This is a genomic window from uncultured Campylobacter sp., assembly GCF_938045775.1.
Lineage (GTDB): Bacteria > Campylobacterota > Campylobacteria > Campylobacterales > Campylobacteraceae > Campylobacter_B.
In genome coordinates, this window is sequence record NZ_CALIBH010000118.1 from 1 (window position 1) to 19,236 (window position 19,236).

Sequence of the window (19,236 nt, forward strand, 5' to 3'; positions counted from 1 at the left end):
ACGCCGCTTACGTGCTGATGCACATGCAAGGAAAGCCGCAAAATATGCAGCTTGCGCCCAAATATGACGATCTTATGGGTGAGATCGATGAGTTTTTTGCGCAGAATTTGCAGCAGCTGCAAAGTGCGGGGCTTAAAAAGATCATCCTTGACGTGGGTATCGGCTTTGGCAAGACCGCCGAGCAAAATTTAGTGCTGATTAAAAATTTGCAGCATTTCTTGCACTTCGGCTGCCCGCTGCTTGTAGGCGCGAGTAGAAAGAGCGTTATCGATTTTTACAGCCCCTCTGCGGTCTCGGACAGGCTTGCAGGCTCGCTGTATCTGCATCAGATCGCCGCTTTAAACGGCGCTGCGATCATCCGTACTCACGATGTTTTCGAACATGCTCAAATGCTGCGGCTAATGCGCGCGATGGATCGGATTCTGCTATAGTAAAATTTCAAAAAACTTATCGGAATTCTGAGGAATTTTCTTGAAATTTCATGGCTTGGCAAGATTTTGATAAAACCCGCTTTTTATAGAATTTTAAAATTTGTCCGAGTCAAATCTTTATAATTTTTATAAATTCTATCAAAGAGCGTTTTGCAAAATTTCATTAGAATTCTTTCGTGCTTGGTTTTTTTCTTGGAATTTATTGCGTGTCCGCTTCTAAAATTTTATCAAATTATGCGTTGGTGCTTAAATCTTAACAAATCTCGCGCTGAAGATTATTGTGGCCGATAAAAATTCTACGTAGCGAGCCTATGTATGCGAACAGGTACAGCGCGTGAAATTTGCAAGCGGTGTGTATATTTTATAAAAAACGCCCACGCTGATCTACATTGCAAGCGAATCACGTGCATAAACAAAATCCTAAATCGCGCCACTATAATTTGCACCGCAAGCTTGCAATTTGATCAAATTTAGCGCGTACCAGCGGAACGACAAAACTGAACGAAAAGCGTGCGGCGCGGCAAATTTTAAATTTATTTTACGCGGCGACGTAGAGTTTTAAAATTTATTTTCCGCGATGGCGCAAAATTTTAAATTTATCTGCCACAAAAACAGAGACCACTACCGCTTAAGTCGCAAATTTTGGTAACGGTAAAAACTAGAGTCGCTACCGCTTAAAGTCGTGGATTTCGATATTTGCGCCATATTTTTTGCAAAGCTCGCTTACCTTTTCTTTCAATTTCTCCTCGTCATAGCAGATAAGATCGATGTATGCGTGTCTCTGTCCGGTTGCGCCGCCGATTATCTCTAGAAATGAGCTGCAGCTTTCTAGCTCCTCGTCCTCGATCTTGTTTCGCAGATCAAAGCCCGCCTGCACGTCGCCGCCGTTATCAATGCTAAGAAAGCAAAATTTGATACCGAGCTCGAAGGCTTCGTTGTAGATGTCGCGCTCGCCGTTTAGGTACTGATTTACGATGGCCGTTAGGCAGGTGGTGCCCACGATCACGTCCTCGCGCACCTCGCTACCGCGCGGCTCCATCTCGTAGCTGAAAAAATTCTTTAGCGGTTCGCGCGCAGCTTTTTCGCCGAATTTCTCATCGATCAGATCGGCAAATTCGCTTAGCGGCACGCCGTTTTCCTGCGGCTGGGCCAGCACTTCAAGCATGCCTAAAGTGTTAATGACCGTCGTCTCGCCGATGATGTTATCAAGTAGGATGAAACTTAGATTGCCCGCTTTGCCCTCGTCCTGCGCGAGTAGAGCCGCTAGGTTTTTGTTGTAAATTTTAATATCCACGTCGCTTTCGTTAAACTGCGCGTAGATCATCGACTCCTCGGCGTTTACGTGCGTATTGTACATCTCGATCCCGCCGATACCTCGCGGTGCACGCGGCTTTCCGAGCGTGCAGCGCATTTTGGATTCGAGCTGCCTAGGCATAGCGTTTTTGATAAAGCTTAGCCAAAATAATCGGTGCCTCATACCCTCGGGAGTTAGCACCAGATCGAGCTTATCGCCCGCGAGCCCCGTCATAAAATAGGGCTCGGCAAGGCAAATACGAAGCTTCTCGTCGGTCTTTTGCATCGCCTTTTCAAACTCTTTTGCCGCCAAATCAGCCTTGATCTCGTCTATCGCGCCGCTAAATTCCGCCCAAAATTTATCCACTCTGCCGGCAAACGTACTTGGAATTTGCGCTTTTTCAGCTTTTTTGCCCAAACCGAATAGCCCCATAATCTCTCCTTTAATTAAATTTAAACGCAATTATAGCTAATTTTGCGCGGGTGCGGAACGCGAGCTGCAAAACTGCCCTGCTCTTCTGCGCTCCGCTATACGGCTCGCGCGGTGAAATTTTGCCCGCTATTTTAATCAGGCAAATGAAAGTAAATTTAAAATACAATACGAATCTCAACTAAATTTAAGGGGAGCAAATGGGACTGTTTAAAAAACTATTCGGCGGCGATGACGCGTGCTCGAAAGATAGTGATAGCAAAGGTGCGCAAGATGAAAACGCCGCGGCAAAAGACGCAAAAGAGAGCGAGCCCGTGTTTCACGCGGACGGCGAAGATGAGGCGATGCTAAAAGCATTCGAGCAGGCGCGAAAGAGCTTTCGCTACTTCTGGCGCGAGCTATATTGGGAGCGTCTCCGCATCGCCCCCGCGCTTAGCTTTGCCTGCGTCAAGGTCGCCTTTTCGCAAGAGCTAAATGGCAGCACCGAGGTCGAGCATATGTGGGTAAACGACGTGTATTTTGACGGCGAGCGCGTTTGCGGCGTGCTCGTAAACGCCCCGAACGTGCTAAGCAACGTCAAAAACGGCGACGAGGTCGCAGTGCCACTAGAGCAGATCAGCGACTGGATGTTTGCGATAGAGGGCAAGACCTACGGCGGCTTTAGCGTGCAGGCGATGCGCAAGGCTATGAGCCAGAGCGAGCGCGCCGAGCACGACGAGGCGTGGGGGCTAAATTTCGGCGATCCTGACGTCGTGCTGGTGGCGTACGAACAGCAGGAACATCCGCAAAATTTAACCGAGCACCCGATGAGCGTCAATACGAAGAAAAATTTCGAGGAGTTTTTGCGCGGGTATCCGGACGAGATCACGCGCACGGACGATAAGGGCTACACGATGCTGCACCACGAGGCGATCGCGGGCAATCTGACGAGAGTTGAGCTTTTGCTTGCTAAGGGTGCGGATAAAAACGCTAAAAATATCCACGGCAAAACCGCGCTTGATTATGCTAGAGCGCTTGGTTGGGATCACGTCGCAGAGGCGCTTAACGAGTAGATAGCATTTTACAGCCTATGCGGGCGGGCTAAATTTGGCTGTAAATTAAAATTTAGCCTGCGCCCTGTGCCCCCCCCCTTTTTTTTTACCCAAGCCAATAACCCGCAAATTCCTTTTAATCAAATTTAGGCAGCATGAAGCTATTTTAAAATTTTACAAAAGCTGCATTTTAAAATTTTTTAGTAAAATAAAACGCAAAGGAGCTACGATGGCGACGATCAATATAAAAACACAAAACGATAACACCATAAAAGCTATAAAGGCTTTGCTGCTACTTGATCCGACGGCGACTATAGTTTGCGACGAACCTATGCTAAGCGAATCCGATCAAAAAAAGCTCGACGAGATAATAGATCGATTGGACAAAGGCGAATTGAAGCTTTATAACGATGATGAGATAAAAGAAAGGCTAGCCAAAAAAGGGCTCGCGTGGTAATTTTATACTCTGAAAATTTCGTGAGCGAACTCGAAAATATCGCGAATTTTATAGCTTTGCACAGCGAAGCTCGGGCTGATGATTTTATGCGCGAGCTCAAAAGCGAAATCGAGAAAATCCCCTTTATGCCGTATCGCTTTAGAAAGAATTTAAAGCAAAACAGAAACGACGTCAGAGAGATGATCTTTTTCAGATCAAAAAGGACAGCATTATAATTCTATCCATCTTTAAATGCAATTTGACGTGCTTTAGCTAAAATTTTGATTTTGCCCTCACGTGCACTGAAAGCAGCCGCCTAAAACCTCGCATTTCTCGCAGATCTGCACATATATGACCCCCTCGCCCTGCACCAGCTCGCTCGACGGAATCTGCGCGAGGTCGTAGTCGGCACGGCAGAGCTCGACGGCCTCGGCACGATCAGGTAGGGATTCGTCGAGATGAGTAACGTCCGGCTGGTCGAGGATATGACCGACCTCATCGCGGCTCAGCGCGCCTACAAGGCCAACTCAAAGACGATCACGACGAGCGACGATATGCTCTCGATCGTAAATAGTCTAAAAAGATAGTCTAAAATAGGCTAAATTTACGCCGTCTGGCCTGAAACTGCCTTGCGGATTTTGGGTTAGGCGGCTTTTTAAATTTGGCCCGCTTTTGCCGTTTTTTGCGGGGTTAAATTTAGGCAAAATTGAGCGGTTTTTACATCGCGGCTCGCGAAAGCTAAATTTGAGTAAATTTAGGCTAAATTTTACGAGCAGTGCGGTTTTTTAAGGCGTCAAGGCGGCTCAATTTACCTGGATTTACCGCCTTTTAGCGTTCTAACTCACAATCCTTGCTCGTCTAGGATTTTATATTTGTCGCAACCGTCTTTATCTCCCAAATCGCATGCCTTGCCGAAATACTTTTTGGCTATTTTTTCGTCTCGTTTCATCCCTTGACCGTTGTGATATAAAATTCCGACATTAAAACAACCTTGTGCAATTTCAAATTCACAAGTTTTTGAAAATAACTCGGCTGCATTTTTGTAGTTTTGCTCCACGCCTTGACCGTTAGTATACAAAACCCCAAGATTATAGCAGCTCATTTTTTCTCCCATCTTACAAGCTTTTAAGAATAGTGCGCTTGCCTTTTTATGGTCTTGCATGGTTCCCCGTCCTTTTTCGTATAAAACTCCTAAGTTGTAGCAGCCTGTTTCATCTCCTAATTCGCAAGCTTTGGAGAAAAAAATTCTAGCTTTTTCGTAATCTTGTTTTATGCCTAATCCTTTATTGTAAGCTACTCCTAAGTTAAAACATCCTTGGCTAATCCTTCTATCGCAGGCATTTTGAAAAAAATTTATATCTGTGAGCTTTATATCCTCGTCCGCCGCAAACAAAACCGTCCCGCAGGCGAGCGCTGCGATTAATCTTTTCATAAATTTACTCCTACCAAAATTTTTATCGGCATTTTATAAAATTTAGCATTAAAAAAATGCAAATTTTCATTAAAGGTTTGAAATTCGAGCAAGCCTGATTTTGCCGAGTTTGCTCAAAATCACACCGTAAAGAAAGCCGTCAAATTTAGCCTATTTAGGGTAAATTGAGCGCCAACGCCGCCGCAAAAACCCGAATAGCCGCTCTAAAACCCGTAAATTTGCTCGCTTGCACCCAGAAATTTGCCGCCGATAACCACGGAAAATTTACCACGCATAAGATCGTATCGCTGCTGTCATCATGTTTCCCTAAATCTTAGCGTAAAATTTCGCCGCAGCAATGCCGCAGCGACATAATCTCGTTACCCCGCAACGATGCCGCGCCACCCGCAGCGATATTGCGCCGATATAATTTCATTGCCGTAGCCTCGTTGTCGCAGCAATGTCGCCTCGCTACCGCGCCCGTCGCAAAGTTTCAAATTTTACTTTTTATCGTGGTTTTTAACCAGATATTCTATGATATTTACCGCGTTATCGATGCCGCAATACGACGTGTCGATGCAGATATTGTAGTTTGCGGACGCGCCCCAGACTTGGTTGGTGTAGTATTGATGAAAACTCATCCTGCCTGCGTCGCTGTTTTCCATATACTCGCGCGCGTCGGTATGACCCTCTTTTTCCAATCTAGCGAGCTTAAACTCATCGCTCGCGCGCAAAAATACCGTCAGCAGATCCGGATGTCCGCGCAAGAAAAACCCGGCGCAGCGTCCAAGCACTATAACGTTGCCGCCCGAGACGATCTTTTCGTAAATTGCTACGATGCGATCGCGCTTCTGCTCATTGGCTAGCTCGTTGTGCGAGATTGCCTGAAGCAGCGTATTTACGGGCATTTCGTTGTAGAACTCATACATCTGCTCGAAGCAGCCAAGCTCGTCTGCTTTGCGGAGCAGATCCGCCTTGGCTAGATAGGTGTAGCCTAAGCGCTCGGCTAGTTTGCGCGCGGTTTCGCGCCCACCTGCGCCCGTTTGTCTAGCGATCGAGATTATCATATTTTCTCCTTAGATGAAATGTGCAAATATACCGGCACCGATGACGGTAAGAAGTCCCGTAACTGCCATTGCTAAAGACGCCATCGCGCCCTCTACGTCACCGATCTCAAGAGCGCGCGCCGTTCCCATCGCATGGCTCGCGCAGCCTAGGGCGATACCTTTTGCCATCGCCTTTTTTATGCCAAAAATTTTAAGTAGTGCCTCGCCAAATACACTGCCGATGATGCCCGTAGCGATGATGCAGGCCACCGTTAGTGTCACGATGCCGCCTAAGCTTTCGCTGATACCCATACCGATTGGTGCCGTGACGGATTTTGGTAGTAGCGTGACATACATTGTGTGATTTAGCCCAAATATCACCGACATCGCGTAGATGCTGCCTAGCCCTGCGATCATACCCGAAATCAGTCCTGCAAAAATAGCTAAAAAATTACTTCGTAAAAGCGCCAGCTGCTCGTATAGCGGCACAGCTAGACAGACGGTGATCGGCGTTAAGAAAAAGCTAATGTGCGAGGCGCTCGCGTTAAATTTCTCGTATGGAATTTTAAAGATTAAAAGCACGCAGACGGTAAGCACGATACCGATTAGAAGCGGGTTGAAAATAGTTAGCTTAAAGCGCTTTTTTAGATAAAGTCCCAGCTCAAACGAGCCTAGGCACAAAAATACGCCGAAAAAAGCGGAGTTCATTAAAATTTCTCTCATTTTTTGTCGTCTCCGGATAAAATTTCGCGCTCCAGTTTCGCATCCACGCCCTTTGTATTCACGCTGTCTTGTTCGTGCGCGGCTTCGTAAAGCCTGCGCTTAACGCGGGCGAGGGCGATTTTATAAAAGATCTGCGTTACTGCGCCACTTGCACCGATGACTACTACCGTAGAGACTGCCGTAATCGCGATGATTGCGAAAAGATGCTGGCGTAGCGCGTCGCCTGCGATGATGATCGCAGCACCCGCTGGGATAAAGATCACCGGCATAATCTGCATAAAAAACGACACGGTTTCTCTGATCTGCGATACTTTGATGAGTTTAAAGATCAGGGCTAAAAGCATAATGACTAGCCCATAGATGCTAGCGGGGATTGGCGCAGGCACGAGCGCCGCCAAAATCTCCGCAACAAAAGATATTCCTAAAATCACACTGAATTGGATTAAGTAGTTCAAAGCTTACCTCGGATTAAAATTTTAGCGCTAAATTTAGCACTTTGCAGTTAAAATAGATATTAATCTTGCTAGGTTTGGGCGAAATTTTGCGGCAAAATTTAAAATTTTGATCGCAAGCAGGAGCGAGATTTCACTTCTAAAATTTCAAATTTTAATCGCTAATTTGTCGCCGCTTGAGTGAATTTTGATTGGAATTTAAAATTTGGAGTCGTTAGAAAAAATTTTGATCGGAGTTCAGAATTTGGAGCTGCCGGTTAAACTATCTGCGAGCCAGCTGCGTGAATGAAATTTTATACACAATTCTGCGCCGAACTCTGCTCCCAACTTCACGGCGCAAAAACACATCGCGTGGAGTAGCCAGGCGCACATTGGGTAGTACGAGTCGTGTGGAAGCTGTGCGAGCTGATGCAATCGTGGGTAAATTTTAAAATTCCTGCGAGAGAGCGTTTAAATTTGAGTTAAATTTCGGCGAATAAACAAGCGCGCTTAATTTTAAAGAACGGGCAAGCGAGTGTTTAAATTAAGAAGTTCGCGCCGCTCGAGTTTAAATTTCACGATCCGCGTCTCGCGGATATGGGTGCTGTCGCTACTAAATTTTACGGCGCCGTTAAAATTTAATACCGCGTAAGACACGCCGCTAGCAAATTTTGCGGCGGGCGCGGTCGTATGAGCGACGGCTCGTTTTAGCCGGCTTGAAATCCATGTGTAGCAAATGACAAGTGCGGCGCGAATGCCATGCGCTGCGTATTTTAAGGCTGGGAGCGGTCGCGGCTCGCAGTGCGATCAGCGTCGCAGTGCAAAGCCGAATTAAATAAAATTTCAAAAACCGATTTAGCGCCGCCACCCGAGCAAAAAGCGCAGGCGAATCCCGCGCAAAGCTTAGCCTAGCTCGATTTTGACGTCTAGAACCTTGCAGACGAGATCTAAAATTTCAATATCGACATTGGGCGCGTATTCGTCCAAGACGGTGTAAACTTCGGCGCGCATATCCTCGTCATGGCCCGGGTGCGAGCGCGAATACAGCTCGTCCGTGCGCCGCACGAGCGCGAGATTATCGATATCTCGCTCGCGCATCGCCTGCTTGAGCCGTTTTGAAATTTGCCATTTGAAACTTTGCATTTTCTCCCCTTTAAATTTGCGCGATACTAGCCAAAAGGGCTTTAAAATTTAATTTCTTAAATCCGGCGACGGCGTTTCGGCGCAATCAACGAGCCTTCGCCGTACGGTCTTACGCTTGCAAATATAAACGAGCCGGGTTTAGATCAAGGTTTTACCTGCTAAATAGAAGATTATCTTTGCGTAAATAGCGCTAAATCTTGCAAAGCCAATGGGATTACTTCGCCGTGCGAAGTGCCTTCGTAGAGCTTAAACTCGCAAGAAAGCCCCTTTGTTTTTAAAATTTCAGCTAGATCGGCCGCTTTTAAAATTCCCGCTTTATCGGTTTTTCCTTTACGTATTTCACGCGAGCCGGCAACGAGTATTATGAATTTCGCTTTTAAATTTGATCTAAGCTTTCCCTCGTCTAGGGCATCTCTGATCAGCTGTGATTCGCCCCACCACAACGAAGGTGAGGCGATAAAAAACTCGTCGAAAATCCCATCGTCGCGCAGCAAAGCATAAATCCCGAATAGCCCGCCAAAAGAATGTCCGAAGTAAATTTTATCGCTTTTTGCTGTAGAGTATTTTTTCTCCACGAGCGGAAATAGTTCATCTTTTACGAAATCGTAAAATTCTGCTACGCCGCCACCGTTTGCATATTCTTCGCCGCTCGCCGCGGGCGTTAAATCTCTCGTGCGACGCTTAATATCATACGCTAGCGGGCTGTCGTATCCGATGCCTACTATAAGGACGGTTTTGCTTAATTTCGGCACCGCTTTTGTGTTTTGCTTTGCGCCATTCGCATAAATTTTCGCATAGGAGTTTAAAAGTATCGGAAACTGCGCGTTCGCATCAACCATAAAAACTACCCTATCGTAGCGAGCGACATTTTTTTGGCGAGCTATAAAAATTTTATATTTTTCGCCGCTCTTGCTTTTTAGAATAAAATCGCTCACGTTAAACATTTCGCGCGCAGCTCCACTTACCCGCTCAATCTTTTGTGGCGGTTTTGCCCCCAGATCGCAAGCGAATAAGCACGCTAAAAAGAGCGCGTTAAATACCGCAAGAAAGCTCTTTAGGCTTACCATTTAGCGTTTACCTTAAACCAAAACCTCCTGCCCTCCTCGGGATACCAATAGTAATTGTCGTCGTCCGCAAGACCCTCGTCGTATCGGACGTTATCAAAGATATTGTAGGCGGTTAAATTTAGACTCAGATTATCGTTTAAATCGTATTGTGCGCCCAAATCCGTAGTAAAAAGCTTTTTGTCGTTTTTGCTGACTCTATTGCCCGGACCGAATTGCACGCTTGTAAGCTCGCTTTCGTAATTAAGGCCGATAAAGGTAGAAAGCGGAGCGATCGGCCTATAGCTAAGCGTCGCATGTGCGGCATGTTTCGGAGTAGCGGTCAGGGATTTGCCATCTAGCCTACTAAGATTGGTTTGGCTAAATTTAACGGCGCCGTTTGGCGTATATATCGTAGGATCCCCGGTTTCGATCTCGGAGTGGCTATAGGTGTAGTTTGCCTTGAAATTTAGCCTCTTAGTAATATCGTAATCGCCGCTCAGTTCAACGCCGTAAACCTCGGCCCCTTCTATATTAAAATACGTTCCCCAACCCGGGCAATTAACGCTCGGTGCGCCGGCGCAGCCTCCGTAAGCGGGAATCCTATTGATATTGCTGCCATCGGTATCTAAAATTTTATCTTTGAAGTCGTTTTTAAATAGCGTGATATTGCCGCGCAGATCGTCTGCATTGTCGTAATAAAGCCCGATCTCGTAGGTCGTGCTTTTCTCGGGCTTTAAATCCTTGTTACCGAAATCTATAATCCTCCAGCCGCCCTGAATCGTGCCTACTTCCGGCGAAATTTGATTGACGTCGGGAGTTTTATAACCGGTTGCGACGCCGCCTTTGATCGTCCAGGTATCGCCTATATTAAACGTCGCGTAGGCTCTAGGAGAAAAGTGGTTGCCGAAGTATTCGTTATGCGTGAGCCTGCCGCCGAGCGTTAAAAATAGCGTATTTTCCAAAATTTCGATCTCATCCTCTAAAAATCCCGCATGCTCGTTCATAGAAAATCGCTGCGGAGAGCGTAAATTTTGCCTATTCGCGTTTGAAACTATAAAAGTCGTTCGCACATCCTGTTTGCTAAAATCATAGCCGAAGGTAAGCGTATTTATACCGAGATAAGTCGTAAATTTGGAATTAAAATTTCTATTTTTTACGATTGCGGGCGAAAGGCTATCAAAAATGCTCGTACGGCGAGTCTTATCCCAAAAATAACTTATATCAGCGCTTAAGCTTTCAAACTCGCCCAAATATCCGACGCCGTGATTTTCTCTTTTATATTTATAGTGATTTAATCCGCGCGCGTTGGGATAAACGGCGGTTTTACCAAGGGTCCTTGAATAATCATGATTTTGTCTTCCGGTTTGAAAGTAAAATTTATTATTTTCATCCGGCGTTAGCCAAAGTTTGGCGTTAGAATCCGATTTATCACTCTTCTGATAGCCTCCCTTATAGCCATCCTCGTCGCGCAGCTTTTTATATCCCCACAGCTGAAGTGCCGCATACTGCCCGAAGGGAATATTGACGTAAGCTTCGCCCATCTTACCGTTTCCGATACCCTCGTGATCTTGGATAGTTGTAGATATAGCGGCGCTTCCGCTAAATTTAGAAAAATTCTTTTTCGTAATGATATTTATCACGCCGCCTACCGCATCGCTTCCGTAAAGTGAACTCATAGGTCCTCTAATCACCTCGATACGCTCTATCGCTCCTGCGGGCGGGATAAAATTCGAGTTCATATCGCCCGCTCCGCCTTTTGGGTTCGCCGCCGCGGAACTTACACGTTTGCCGTCGATAAGCACAAGGGTTTGAGAGCTTTCCATTCCTCTAATAGATATCCCGCTTGCCGGGCCGTCGTCGCCTGCGATGACGCTAACGCCCGGCATTTTATTCGCAATATCGTGTAGCGAAGTGAATCTGCCGCTTGATATCTCTTTATTATCCAAGGTGGAGATGGAGGCCGGCGCCTGCCTGATATCTTGGCGAAAGCCGCTCGCGCTTACTACGATCTCGCCAAGATTCGTGCTATTTGCGTCACTACTTAGGTGTGAGCCTTCGACGCCGCATAAAATCGAAACGCTCGCGCATATCGATAATGCGATAAATTTCGCCTTTTTAAAATACATATCCTTTTGCATTTTTGTTCCTTTATTTTGAAATTTAATCGCGGATTATAACTCAAAGCGGATAAATTTAATATTAATTATTAAAGTATTTTTATAGAATTAAATTTGACTAATAATTCCCCATTCCATCGATATTTTTATAAAAAATTATGTTAAATAAAGTACAGCATGTAATCAAGATATTGCTGTAAATAAGTAAAATTTTATAACGCCCAGTCTTAATTATCAAATCGTTTTGAAAAAATTTTGCACAGTTTTTGATTTTATCTGCTCTAAGAATCATTTTCGCTTTTGTGGACGTGTATATTTAAACCATCGAAGGCATTTCAAGCGGCAGCGCGAAAACGGCTTTGCTCTATTGATTTCGTGCATCCTGCGCTTGGAATAATTATAGACTTGGGATTAATATGCGATGTTTTTTAACACAATAGCTTCGTATGAATAAATTCATCTACTAAGCAGCATAATCACTTCGGCGCAATTTAAAATTTTGAGTAGTTTAGATAGACGGATTTAAATTTAGAACAAAGAGTCGATTCAAATTTAAAATCCTGGTGCAAGAATAAAAAGCAAGAAGATAAATTTAATAAGACCCCGCAAATTTATCTTAAAATTCAGCGAGATCAAATTTGGATTTACGCCGCAGGCGTGCTATTTTCGGCGTGCGAATCGCCCGAATCTTTAGGTCTTAAAATCCACTGCTTTGCAAATATCAGCGCGTAGATCGCAGCGCCGATGCCATAACTTGCATATTCGCTTGGGATAAACTCGATAAATTTCGCGCAGATATTAGGCACCAGCATTAGCGGCGTTACGAGCAGCAATAGCAGGCGTTCTATCGGGTTACATTTTGTTACGAACCAACCCTGAAGCGAGGAGCTGAAGGCAAACATACCCACGATCGCCGTGGCAAAAATCAGCACGATTTGCAGTGGATCGCTGATCCAAACGATGCTCTTTGAATCCATCGGATCGCCGATACTTTGGATCAAAAGCAGCTTGTTGTTGAAGAAAAATGCAAACGGGAGCACTGCGGTGCGCAGATCATACACGAAGCCCTGAAGTCCCACGGTTACCGGATTTGCCTTTGCGATGCCCGCCGCAGCATATGCAGCAATACCCACAGGCGGAGTATCATCGGCTAAAATTCCAAAATAAAAGACAAAAAGATGCACCGCGATCGCGGGGATCAAAAAGCCGTTTTTGCCCGCTAGTATCAAAATCACTGGCGCAATCAGGCTTGAAACGACGATATAATTCGCCGTCGTAGGAAGTCCCATGCCCAAAATCAGGCTCATTATCGCAGTCATCAGAAGTATCAGTACTATGCTGTTTCCTGCGACTGCTTCTACGAGCTCTGAAAGAACCTGTCCCAGCCCGGTAAGCGAGATCGAGCCGATGATGATGCCCGCTAGTGCGGTGGCAACGGCTACCGTGACCATATTTTTAGCAGCGCCCACCATAGCCCAAAAAATATCGACAAAGCCGACGATAAAATCGGACTTGCCAACCTTTTCGCCAAATATAGTTTTCTTGGCGGGCTCTTGTATGATCATTATCAAAAATAGCACGCAGATCGAGTTAAACGCCGCAGAGATCGCGCTTTTTTTTAGAATCAATAGAGTGAAAAGAAGCACCAAAATCGGTATTATGTAATGAATTCCGCTAAATATAATTTTTAGCTTTGAAACCTTGGCGTAATCGCGGCTGCCGTGAAGCCCCAACTTGCAGCTTTCAAGATGCACGATGAAAAATAACCCCGCGTAGCAGACGAAAGCAGGGATCACCGCCGCGATCATTACGTTGGTGTAACTCATACCTAAAAATTCCGCGATGATAAACGCCGCAGCGCCCATGATAGGCGGCATAAGCTGCCCGTTTACGCCTGCTGCGACCTCGATAGCGCCCGCTTTAGTGGCGGTAAGCCCCGCTTTTTTCATTAGCGGGATCGTAAAGGTGCCCACCGTCACGACGTTTGCGGTCGAGCTGCCGCTTACCATGCCGGTTAGTCCGCTAGCGATTACGCTAGCCTTGGCGGGTCCTCCGCGAAAGCGACCTAAAATCGCAAACGCTACGTTTATAAAATACTGCCCCGCTCCGGCTCGCTCCAAAAGCGCGCCGAATAGCACGAACAGATAGATGAAGCTGGTGCTGACCCCTACCGGCACGCCAAATACGCCCTCTGTAGTTAAAAACATATGCCCTGCAAGTAGTTCAAAGCTTGCGCCGCGGTGCGCGATTATATCTGGCATATAAGGGCCGAAGTAACAATACAGAAGAAAGGTAAAAGCGATAATGCCAAGCGCTGGTCCCATCATACGACGACCTGCTTCAAAGAGTATGAAAATTCCGATAAACGACGCTACGATATCTCTGGTTAGATAATTTCCCGGGCGCTGCGCTAGCCCGTTAAATTCTATTGCAGGATACAAGATCGCGGCGACTCCGACGATTAATAAAATATAATCGTAAAACGGGATGTAAAAATGCGCCTTAGAGCGCGGGCGAAACGGGAAAAGCGAAAAAATTATAAAAACGGCGAACGCCAAGTGGATCGAGCGCGCGATATTCGTATTTAGCGTAAAATACGCGATATAAAGCTGAAAGACCGACCACGAGAAGCAGACCAGCGTCACGAGCCAGAAGAGCTTTTTAGAGGTAAATTCTCTACTCTTTACCTCTAAAACCTGCTCATCTTTTTGTGTAGATTTCTCCATCAACTAGCCTATTTCAACAACCCGGCTTCTTTATACACCGCCTCTGCCGCAGGATGAAGCGGCGCGCTAAGTCCCTCTAAAAGCGATTCTTTGGTTACGAAATTTAGCGCGGGGTGTAGCTTTTTATACTCGTCGAAATTATCAAGTATCGCCTTAACTACCGCCCTAACCGCTTCGTCGCTTTGGCTAGCGTCGGTTACTAGCACGGCCTTTACGCCGATAGTTTGCGTATCGTGATCTACGCCGTCATACATTTTAGCAGGGATCACGCCTTTGGCAAAATATGGATATTTTTCTAGAATTTTTTTGATATGCTCATCGTCGATGCCGACTAAGTCGATAGGAAGCGAAGTCGCCGCATCGGTAATATTTGCGGTCGGATGTCCTACGACGTAGAAGTATCCGTCGATCTTCTTATCTTTTAGCGCCATAGGGCATTCTTGCGCCGTTAAAACGCCGTGCTGAGCAAGCTTTTTAAGATCGAAGTCGTAATTTTCAAAAACTATCGTGCTGGTTAGCTCGTTGCCGCTGCCCGGGTTTCCGATATTGATCTTTTTGCCCGCAGCGTCGCCGTAGGCTTTAATACCGCTTTCTTTAGAGACGACGAAAGCCAAAAGCTCCGGATAGATCGAGATTACGGAGCGTAAATTTTTATCCGCCGCGCCTTGAAATTTGCCCGTGCCGTTGTATTTATCATAGACGACGTCGCTTTGAGCAAAGCCGAAATTTAGCTCTTTTTTCAGCACGTTGTTGATGTTATACGTCGAGCCGCCCGTCGATTGCACGGAGCACTTCATATTTTTATCCATATTTACCAAGCGGCAAATCGCGCCGCCTACGGGATAATAGGTGCCGGTCATACCGCCGGTGCCGATATTGATGAACTCCTTAGCGCCCGAAACGCTAGCTAGTAAGGCCAAACCGGCCAAAGCAACAGAAAATTTTTTCATCTTTGCTCCTTTTTGAGTTAAAAGTTTGAAAGTATTGCTAAATTTCTATAAAATTCTAATAAAAATAGATCGAATTTTGCGCAAATTTACGATTTTACACATCGTGGTGCAGGTGATTTAATATCAAAGTAGGGTGGCGATCTGCTCTGATATGTGGAATTTTACCGCAATAAAATTCTAAGCTTGAAATCCAAACGTCTGGAGATAAAATTTAACGCTATAAATTTAAAGCCTTAATAACTCACGCCGCTAAGATACAGCCCGTTCGGCGGAAAGGGGATTCTGCTAAGAGCTCGCGAGAAGCTGATCTTGCGCCCGCTCTGCACGGATTTTAGCGCGTTTGCGACCATCAGCCGCACCTGCGCTCGCAAAAACCCATTGGCTTTAAAATTTATCAAAGTCAAATTTCTAAAAGAGTAGGCGCGCGCGACGTAGAGCTCGCGCACAGGGCTTTTTATGTCGCTGCCGCTTTTCATAAACTCGCTAAAATCGTGCTCGCCGATGAAATTTGCAAGCGCAGCATTGAGCGCAGCAAGATCCACGCGCGGATAAAACACGCAAAAATCGCTAAGAAAGGGGCTTGGACGTCCGTGGTTTAAAACGTAGCGATAACAGCGCGCCACGGCGTCGTAACGCGGATGAAAGTCGCGCGGTACCTGGCTGATGTGTTGCACAAAAATATAGGGCGCGCAGTGGCGGTTGATGAGTTCTTTTAGGCGCGGCAGCTCCCAGTGCACGGCGCATTCGACGCAGCTTACCTGGCGCAGCGCGTGCACCCCTTTATCTGTGCGCGAGCTGCTAATTAGCGGCGCAAAGATCCCTACTCGCCCCAAAGCCGCGCGCAGCACGTCCTCGACGCTGCGCCCGTGAGGTTGAGACTGCGAGCCGCTAAATTTCGAGCCGTCATAGGAATAGATGAGCTTGAGCTTTACGCGCTCGGAGTTTGCGCTCGCTGCAAAGGTACACGCATCTGCGGGAGTATTTGGCAGGGTGCTTATTTTGCCGATGTGTGCAAGCTCGCTCGCTGCGAAGTCGCTTGCGGGCGCGCTCTTGGGAATATTTTTGAGTTCGGACGCGCTTGTGAGGGTGTTTGCGGAAATGCTCGCTTTGTAGGCGGCGTCTGCTTTGAGAGAGTTTATGGTGCGGGCGGCTGTGCGCACGGTCGTATAAATTTCCTCTGCGCTTGCCGCGCAAATATCGGAAGCGGCGGTATCGGCGGAATTTTTGCGGGCGGAATTTAAATTTGCCCCTCGCGCGGTCTTTTTGACGCAAACAGCGCTATAGCTTTGCTCGGAGCTTTCGTGATTCAAACCGCAATCGGGCGCAGTATAGGTAGCCGTATCGCTCGCCGAGCTTGCGAGAGCGGAATTTTTAAAATTTGAAAACCCGTCGTTTAAGATCAAAACCTGCTCGCCGTTTTGCGCTTCGCGTTTTAAATTTACGCCACGCAAAATTTTAGACGCGCTAGACCTGCTCGCCGAAATTTTATCCGCTAAATTTCGAGCAGACGAGCTTTCGTTTAAAATTTCGCCGCCGCAAAGCTCGGAGTCTTTTTTAGTACCTCGGGGCAATTTTGATCCTGTAGTATAGCAGCGAGCCGATAAGCGTAACGCCGAATGTCACTGGAAGCGCGATGCTCGGGTATTTGGAGAGCAGCATAATCATCGCGAAGTAGCTAAAAAGCACGCCGAAGATCCCCGCGTAAACGAAGCCCTTTTCGTAGCGATAGGTCACGATGCCGAGGCTTAGCGCAAACAAAAAGCTCGCCAGCGGAAAGAGCGAGACGAGGGTGTAGATGCTAAATTCCTTCCTGCGCTTCTCGCTGCCGCTCATATCGCTCCAGTATCCGATCACGCCGCCTCCGCCGCGGATATTGCGGTCGCTTTGCGTGCGCAGGGTTAGGCTTTCAAACTCGCTTACGTGCCACTGCTCGCCGCCCATCGTGTAAATTTTGCCGTCGTGTAGCATCGCAGAAAAGCTCGCGTTTTCGTTTTTAAACTCGCCGCTACGCGCTACGATCATCCGCTCGTGATCCTGCGAGTTACCCGGATTATACAGCACGAGATCCTTATACAGCGTGCTTGTGCCGTTGTTTTCCTGCGAGTCGATAAAAACGAGCCAGTCGGAGAATTTCTGCCCGAATTCGTTGGATTTGATATTTAGCGTCGCGCTGATCTTTTTGTAATCGATGAAATTGTCCTTTAAATTTTCGGCTATCGGCATCATAAAAAGCGATACGAAAAGCAGCGCCAAAGAGCACAGCGCGGCGCTTATGCCGAAAAACAGCGCGATCTTACGCGTAGCGTAGCCGATGGTAAAAATGACGATGGTTTCGTTCTCTTTAGAGAGCCTAAAAAGCGAGATACTAAGCGCTACGAAAAACGCGATCGGCACCGTAAATATGAGTATGCGTGGCAGCATGAAAAGATAGAGCTTGACTAGCTCCGAAAAATTTATCTCGATAAACGACGTAATACGCGCGATCTGAAGGAAAAAGACGATCGACATTATGATAAAAAGCGTGCTAAAAAGCGACGCAAAGGAACTAACGAAATTGCTAAATAAATAGCGCTGCACCCTATCCATAAATGACGTCCAAGAGCCTTAAAATTTGATCTTTGAATATAAAGGTAAGAAGCAGCCCCATCGATAAAAACGGCACGAACGGCAGCTCGTAGCCTCTTTTGTGCGCGATGAGATACGCAGGCAGCGTCAAAATCGCGCCGATGTAGATCGAGATGCCGCCCAGCTTCCAGCCCAAAATCGCCCCCATAACGCCCGCGATAAAAATATCCGCGCTGCCCATCGCTTCGCGCTTTAGCACAAAGGTGACGATGAGGCGCAGCACGAAAAATATCGCCGCGTATCCCGCCGCCGCGCCAACGCCGTTAAGATCAAAATCATACATCAGCGTGTAAGCAAGCGAAAGCGCTGTAACTACGTAAAGAAGGCTCTCGGGCACGGCTTTATACTCAAAATCGATCGCCGAAAGCGCCATAAGCAATATGAAGCAAAGCCCGAGCACCGCGGCTTTTGCAAGATCGGGCTCGCCGAAATACGCCGCAAGCGCAAGCACGCCGCCTAAAAGCTCGACGATCGGGTAGCGGATCGAAATTTTGGTTTTGCAAAAGGCGCATTTGCCGCCCAAAAAGAGCCACGAAAGCAGCGGAATGTTGTGGTAAAATTTTAAAGCGTGAGAGCATTTGGGGCAGTGCGATGCGGGGAAATTGACGCTCTGTCCGCGCGGCAAGCGGTAGATCAGGACGTTGCAAAACGAGCCTACGCAGGTGCCGAATACCGCAAAAATCACGCCGTAAACGATATTTAAATCCATCTTTTTCCTTTGGAGCTTTAACTTTTTAAAATTTAATCAAACGCTCTATGGTAGCGAGAAATTTCTTAGTTTTCATTGATTTTTTGCCTCTCATAAGGGAAAAATTTTACGAAAATCGCTGCCGCGCCTACGCAAAATAAAATGGCTATGAGCCCTGCGATTAGCGGCTCGCCACATGCCTCATATAATCCGCCGAAAATCAAAAATCCCGCCACCAGTATCACGGCGTCCAAAAGATCGAAGTTCAAAGTATCTACGATCCATAAAAACATAATATATGCGCCTATCCCGCTGCCTGCGGATGCCAAAATCCCCATTTTATCGGGGATGAAAGCAAACGCTAGCATAAAAAACACAAGCAGGCAAATGTAGACCGCCAGTATAAATTTCTTTGGTTTTTTATACACGCTGCCGCATCTTGGGCATCTTAGGGTTTTCATCGGCTTTTTGGTAAGCTTTTTGCCGCAACCGCATTGTATGTAGTAGCTCATAGCCCTCCTTATCGGTTTTAGCGTGAACGGGCAGCGTGATTTTTAAAATTATGCCGCGTTTAAATTTACCGCGCCTCGTAACACGGCTCGCGCTAGAGCTTTAAATTTAAAAGGGCGAAATTTAAAATTTCTATAGCGCCGCGCGCCTACGTATTAAAATTTTAAATTTTACGATGCCGTAAATTAAAATCCTGAAA

Annotated in this window: 18 protein-coding genes and 1 pseudogene; 5 read left to right on the forward strand and 14 right to left on the reverse strand. The window is 46.6% G+C overall.

Features of this window, described 5'->3' with window-relative positions:
* On the forward strand, positions 1-431 hold a 431-nt coding region (locus Q0238_RS04415), incomplete at its 5' end, for a dihydropteroate synthase (protein ID WP_297943253.1).
* 667 nt (positions 432-1,098) lie between these two features.
* Here the strand turns inward: Q0238_RS04415 and Q0238_RS04420 are convergent.
* Entirely contained in the window at positions 1,099-2,157 is a 1,059-nt protein-coding gene (locus Q0238_RS04420; RefSeq protein ID WP_297943255.1) for a hypothetical protein, read from the reverse strand.
* Between the two features lie 197 nt (positions 2,158-2,354).
* Between Q0238_RS04420 and Q0238_RS04425 the strand changes: the two genes are divergently transcribed.
* From Q0238_RS04425 to Q0238_RS04440, 4 genes and pseudogenes are all read left to right on the forward strand, one after another.
* Positions 2,355-3,206: a DUF2314 domain-containing protein gene (locus Q0238_RS04425; protein ID WP_297943257.1), complete on the forward strand. Its 852-nt coding sequence runs from the start codon at positions 2,355-2,357 to the stop codon at positions 3,204-3,206.
* 208 nt (positions 3,207-3,414) lie between these two features.
* Entirely contained in the window at positions 3,415-3,642 is a 228-nt protein-coding gene (locus Q0238_RS04430) for a hypothetical protein (RefSeq protein WP_297943259.1), read from the forward strand.
* Positions 3,636-3,857 (forward strand): type II toxin-antitoxin system RelE/ParE family toxin, encoded by a 222-nt coding sequence (locus Q0238_RS04435; protein ID WP_297943261.1) that lies wholly within the window; start codon positions 3,636-3,638, stop codon positions 3,855-3,857. The genes Q0238_RS04430 and Q0238_RS04435 overlap by 7 nt, the downstream gene beginning before the upstream one ends.
* A 186-nt stretch (positions 3,858-4,043) precedes the next feature.
* A pseudogene (locus tag Q0238_RS04440) lies at positions 4,044-4,208 on the forward strand (flagellar basal body rod C-terminal domain-containing protein); the annotation flags it as partial.
* A gap of 254 nt (positions 4,209-4,462) precedes the next feature.
* Here Q0238_RS04440 and Q0238_RS04445 read toward each other — a convergent pair.
* The 13 genes from Q0238_RS04445 to Q0238_RS04505 all read right to left on the reverse strand — a co-directional run bounded on the left by Q0238_RS04445 (position 4,463) and on the right by Q0238_RS04505 (position 19,039).
* Positions 4,463-5,053 carry a tetratricopeptide repeat protein gene (locus Q0238_RS04445; protein ID WP_297943263.1) on the reverse strand — a complete coding sequence of 197 codons (591 nt, stop codon included), beginning with the start codon at positions 5,051-5,053 and terminating at the stop codon, positions 4,463-4,465.
* Positions 5,054-5,532: 479 nt separating this feature from the next.
* Positions 5,533-6,099, reverse strand: a complete 567-nt coding sequence (locus Q0238_RS04450) for a cytidylate kinase-like family protein (protein ID WP_297943274.1) — start codon at positions 6,097-6,099, stop codon at positions 5,533-5,535.
* Positions 6,100-6,108: 9 nt separating this feature from the next.
* A complete protein-coding gene (locus Q0238_RS04455) occupies positions 6,109-6,801 on the reverse strand; it encodes an LrgB family protein (RefSeq protein ID WP_295151400.1) in 693 nt (230 codons plus the stop codon).
* Entirely contained in the window at positions 6,798-7,256 is a 459-nt protein-coding gene (locus tag Q0238_RS04460; RefSeq protein WP_297943286.1) for a CidA/LrgA family protein, read from the reverse strand. The genes Q0238_RS04455 and Q0238_RS04460 overlap by 4 nt, the downstream gene beginning before the upstream one ends.
* 879 nt (positions 7,257-8,135) lie before the next feature.
* Positions 8,136-8,375: a hypothetical protein gene (locus Q0238_RS04465; RefSeq protein WP_297943288.1), complete on the reverse strand. Its 240-nt coding sequence runs from the start codon at positions 8,373-8,375 to the stop codon at positions 8,136-8,138.
* A 170-nt stretch (positions 8,376-8,545) separates the two neighbouring features.
* Positions 8,546-9,442, reverse strand: a complete 897-nt coding sequence (locus tag Q0238_RS04470) for an alpha/beta hydrolase-fold protein (RefSeq protein WP_297943290.1) — start codon at positions 9,440-9,442, stop codon at positions 8,546-8,548.
* Positions 9,436-11,559 carry a TonB-dependent receptor gene (locus tag Q0238_RS04475; RefSeq protein WP_297943292.1) on the reverse strand — a complete coding sequence of 708 codons (2,124 nt, stop codon included), beginning with the start codon at positions 11,557-11,559 and terminating at the stop codon, positions 9,436-9,438. The genes Q0238_RS04470 and Q0238_RS04475 overlap by 7 nt, the downstream gene beginning before the upstream one ends.
* A 623-nt stretch (positions 11,560-12,182) precedes the next feature.
* Positions 12,183-14,264, reverse strand: a complete 2,082-nt coding sequence (locus tag Q0238_RS04480; protein ID WP_297943294.1) for a TRAP transporter permease — start codon at positions 14,262-14,264, stop codon at positions 12,183-12,185.
* Positions 14,265-14,272: 8 nt separating this feature from the next.
* Entirely contained in the window at positions 14,273-15,214 is a 942-nt protein-coding gene (locus Q0238_RS04485) for a TAXI family TRAP transporter solute-binding subunit (RefSeq protein ID WP_297943296.1), read from the reverse strand.
* Positions 15,215-15,447: 233 nt separating this feature from the next.
* The gene (gene truA / locus Q0238_RS12260; protein WP_363317123.1) at positions 15,448-16,203 is read right to left on the reverse strand and encodes a tRNA pseudouridine(38-40) synthase TruA; all 756 of its coding nucleotides are present in this window, start codon (positions 16,201-16,203) and stop codon (positions 15,448-15,450) included.
* 565 nt (positions 16,204-16,768) lie between these two features.
* Positions 16,769-17,800, reverse strand: a complete 1,032-nt coding sequence (locus Q0238_RS04495) for an LptF/LptG family permease (protein WP_177387932.1) — start codon at positions 17,798-17,800, stop codon at positions 16,769-16,771.
* Positions 17,793-18,548: an A24 family peptidase gene (locus Q0238_RS04500; protein WP_297943300.1), complete on the reverse strand. Its 756-nt coding sequence runs from the start codon at positions 18,546-18,548 to the stop codon at positions 17,793-17,795. The genes Q0238_RS04495 and Q0238_RS04500 overlap by 8 nt, the downstream gene beginning before the upstream one ends.
* 65 nt (positions 18,549-18,613) lie before the next feature.
* Entirely contained in the window at positions 18,614-19,039 is a 426-nt protein-coding gene (locus tag Q0238_RS04505) for a hypothetical protein (RefSeq protein ID WP_297943302.1), read from the reverse strand.
* Positions 19,040-19,236: the final 197 nt, after the last annotated feature.

What these genes read in the sequence shown, in the direction of transcription:
- Q0238_RS04420 (WP_297943255.1), bottom strand. Translation starts at nt 2,157, where the DNA reads ATGGGGCTATTCGGTTTGGGCAAAAAAGCTGAAAAAGCGCAAATTCCA.
- Q0238_RS04425 (WP_297943257.1), top strand. Translation starts at nt 2,355, where the DNA reads ATGGGACTGTTTAAAAAACTATTCGGCGGCGATGACGCGTGCTCGAAA.
- Q0238_RS04430 (WP_297943259.1), top strand. Translation starts at nt 3,415, where the DNA reads ATGGCGACGATCAATATAAAAACACAAAACGATAACACCATAAAAGCT.
- Q0238_RS04445 (WP_297943263.1), bottom strand. Translation starts at nt 5,053, where the DNA reads ATGAAAAGATTAATCGCAGCGCTCGCCTGCGGGACGGTTTTGTTTGCG.
- Q0238_RS04450 (WP_297943274.1), bottom strand. Translation starts at nt 6,099, where the DNA reads ATGATAATCTCGATCGCTAGACAAACGGGCGCAGGTGGGCGCGAAACC.
- Q0238_RS04455 (WP_295151400.1), bottom strand. Translation starts at nt 6,801, where the DNA reads ATGAGAGAAATTTTAATGAACTCCGCTTTTTTCGGCGTATTTTTGTGC.
- Q0238_RS04465 (WP_297943288.1), bottom strand. Translation starts at nt 8,375, where the DNA reads ATGCAAAGTTTCAAATGGCAAATTTCAAAACGGCTCAAGCAGGCGATG.
- Q0238_RS04470 (WP_297943290.1), bottom strand. Translation starts at nt 9,442, where the DNA reads ATGGTAAGCCTAAAGAGCTTTCTTGCGGTATTTAACGCGCTCTTTTTA.
- Q0238_RS04475 (WP_297943292.1), bottom strand. Translation starts at nt 11,559, where the DNA reads ATGCAAAAGGATATGTATTTTAAAAAGGCGAAATTTATCGCATTATCG.
- Q0238_RS04480 (WP_297943294.1), bottom strand. Translation starts at nt 14,264, where the DNA reads ATGGAGAAATCTACACAAAAAGATGAGCAGGTTTTAGAGGTAAAGAGT.
- Q0238_RS04485 (WP_297943296.1), bottom strand. Translation starts at nt 15,214, where the DNA reads ATGAAAAAATTTTCTGTTGCTTTGGCCGGTTTGGCCTTACTAGCTAGC.
- Q0238_RS04495 (WP_177387932.1), bottom strand. Translation starts at nt 17,800, where the DNA reads ATGGATAGGGTGCAGCGCTATTTATTTAGCAATTTCGTTAGTTCCTTT.
- Q0238_RS04500 (WP_297943300.1), bottom strand. Translation starts at nt 18,548, where the DNA reads ATGGATTTAAATATCGTTTACGGCGTGATTTTTGCGGTATTCGGCACC.
- Q0238_RS04505 (WP_297943302.1), bottom strand. Translation starts at nt 19,039, where the DNA reads ATGAGCTACTACATACAATGCGGTTGCGGCAAAAAGCTTACCAAAAAG.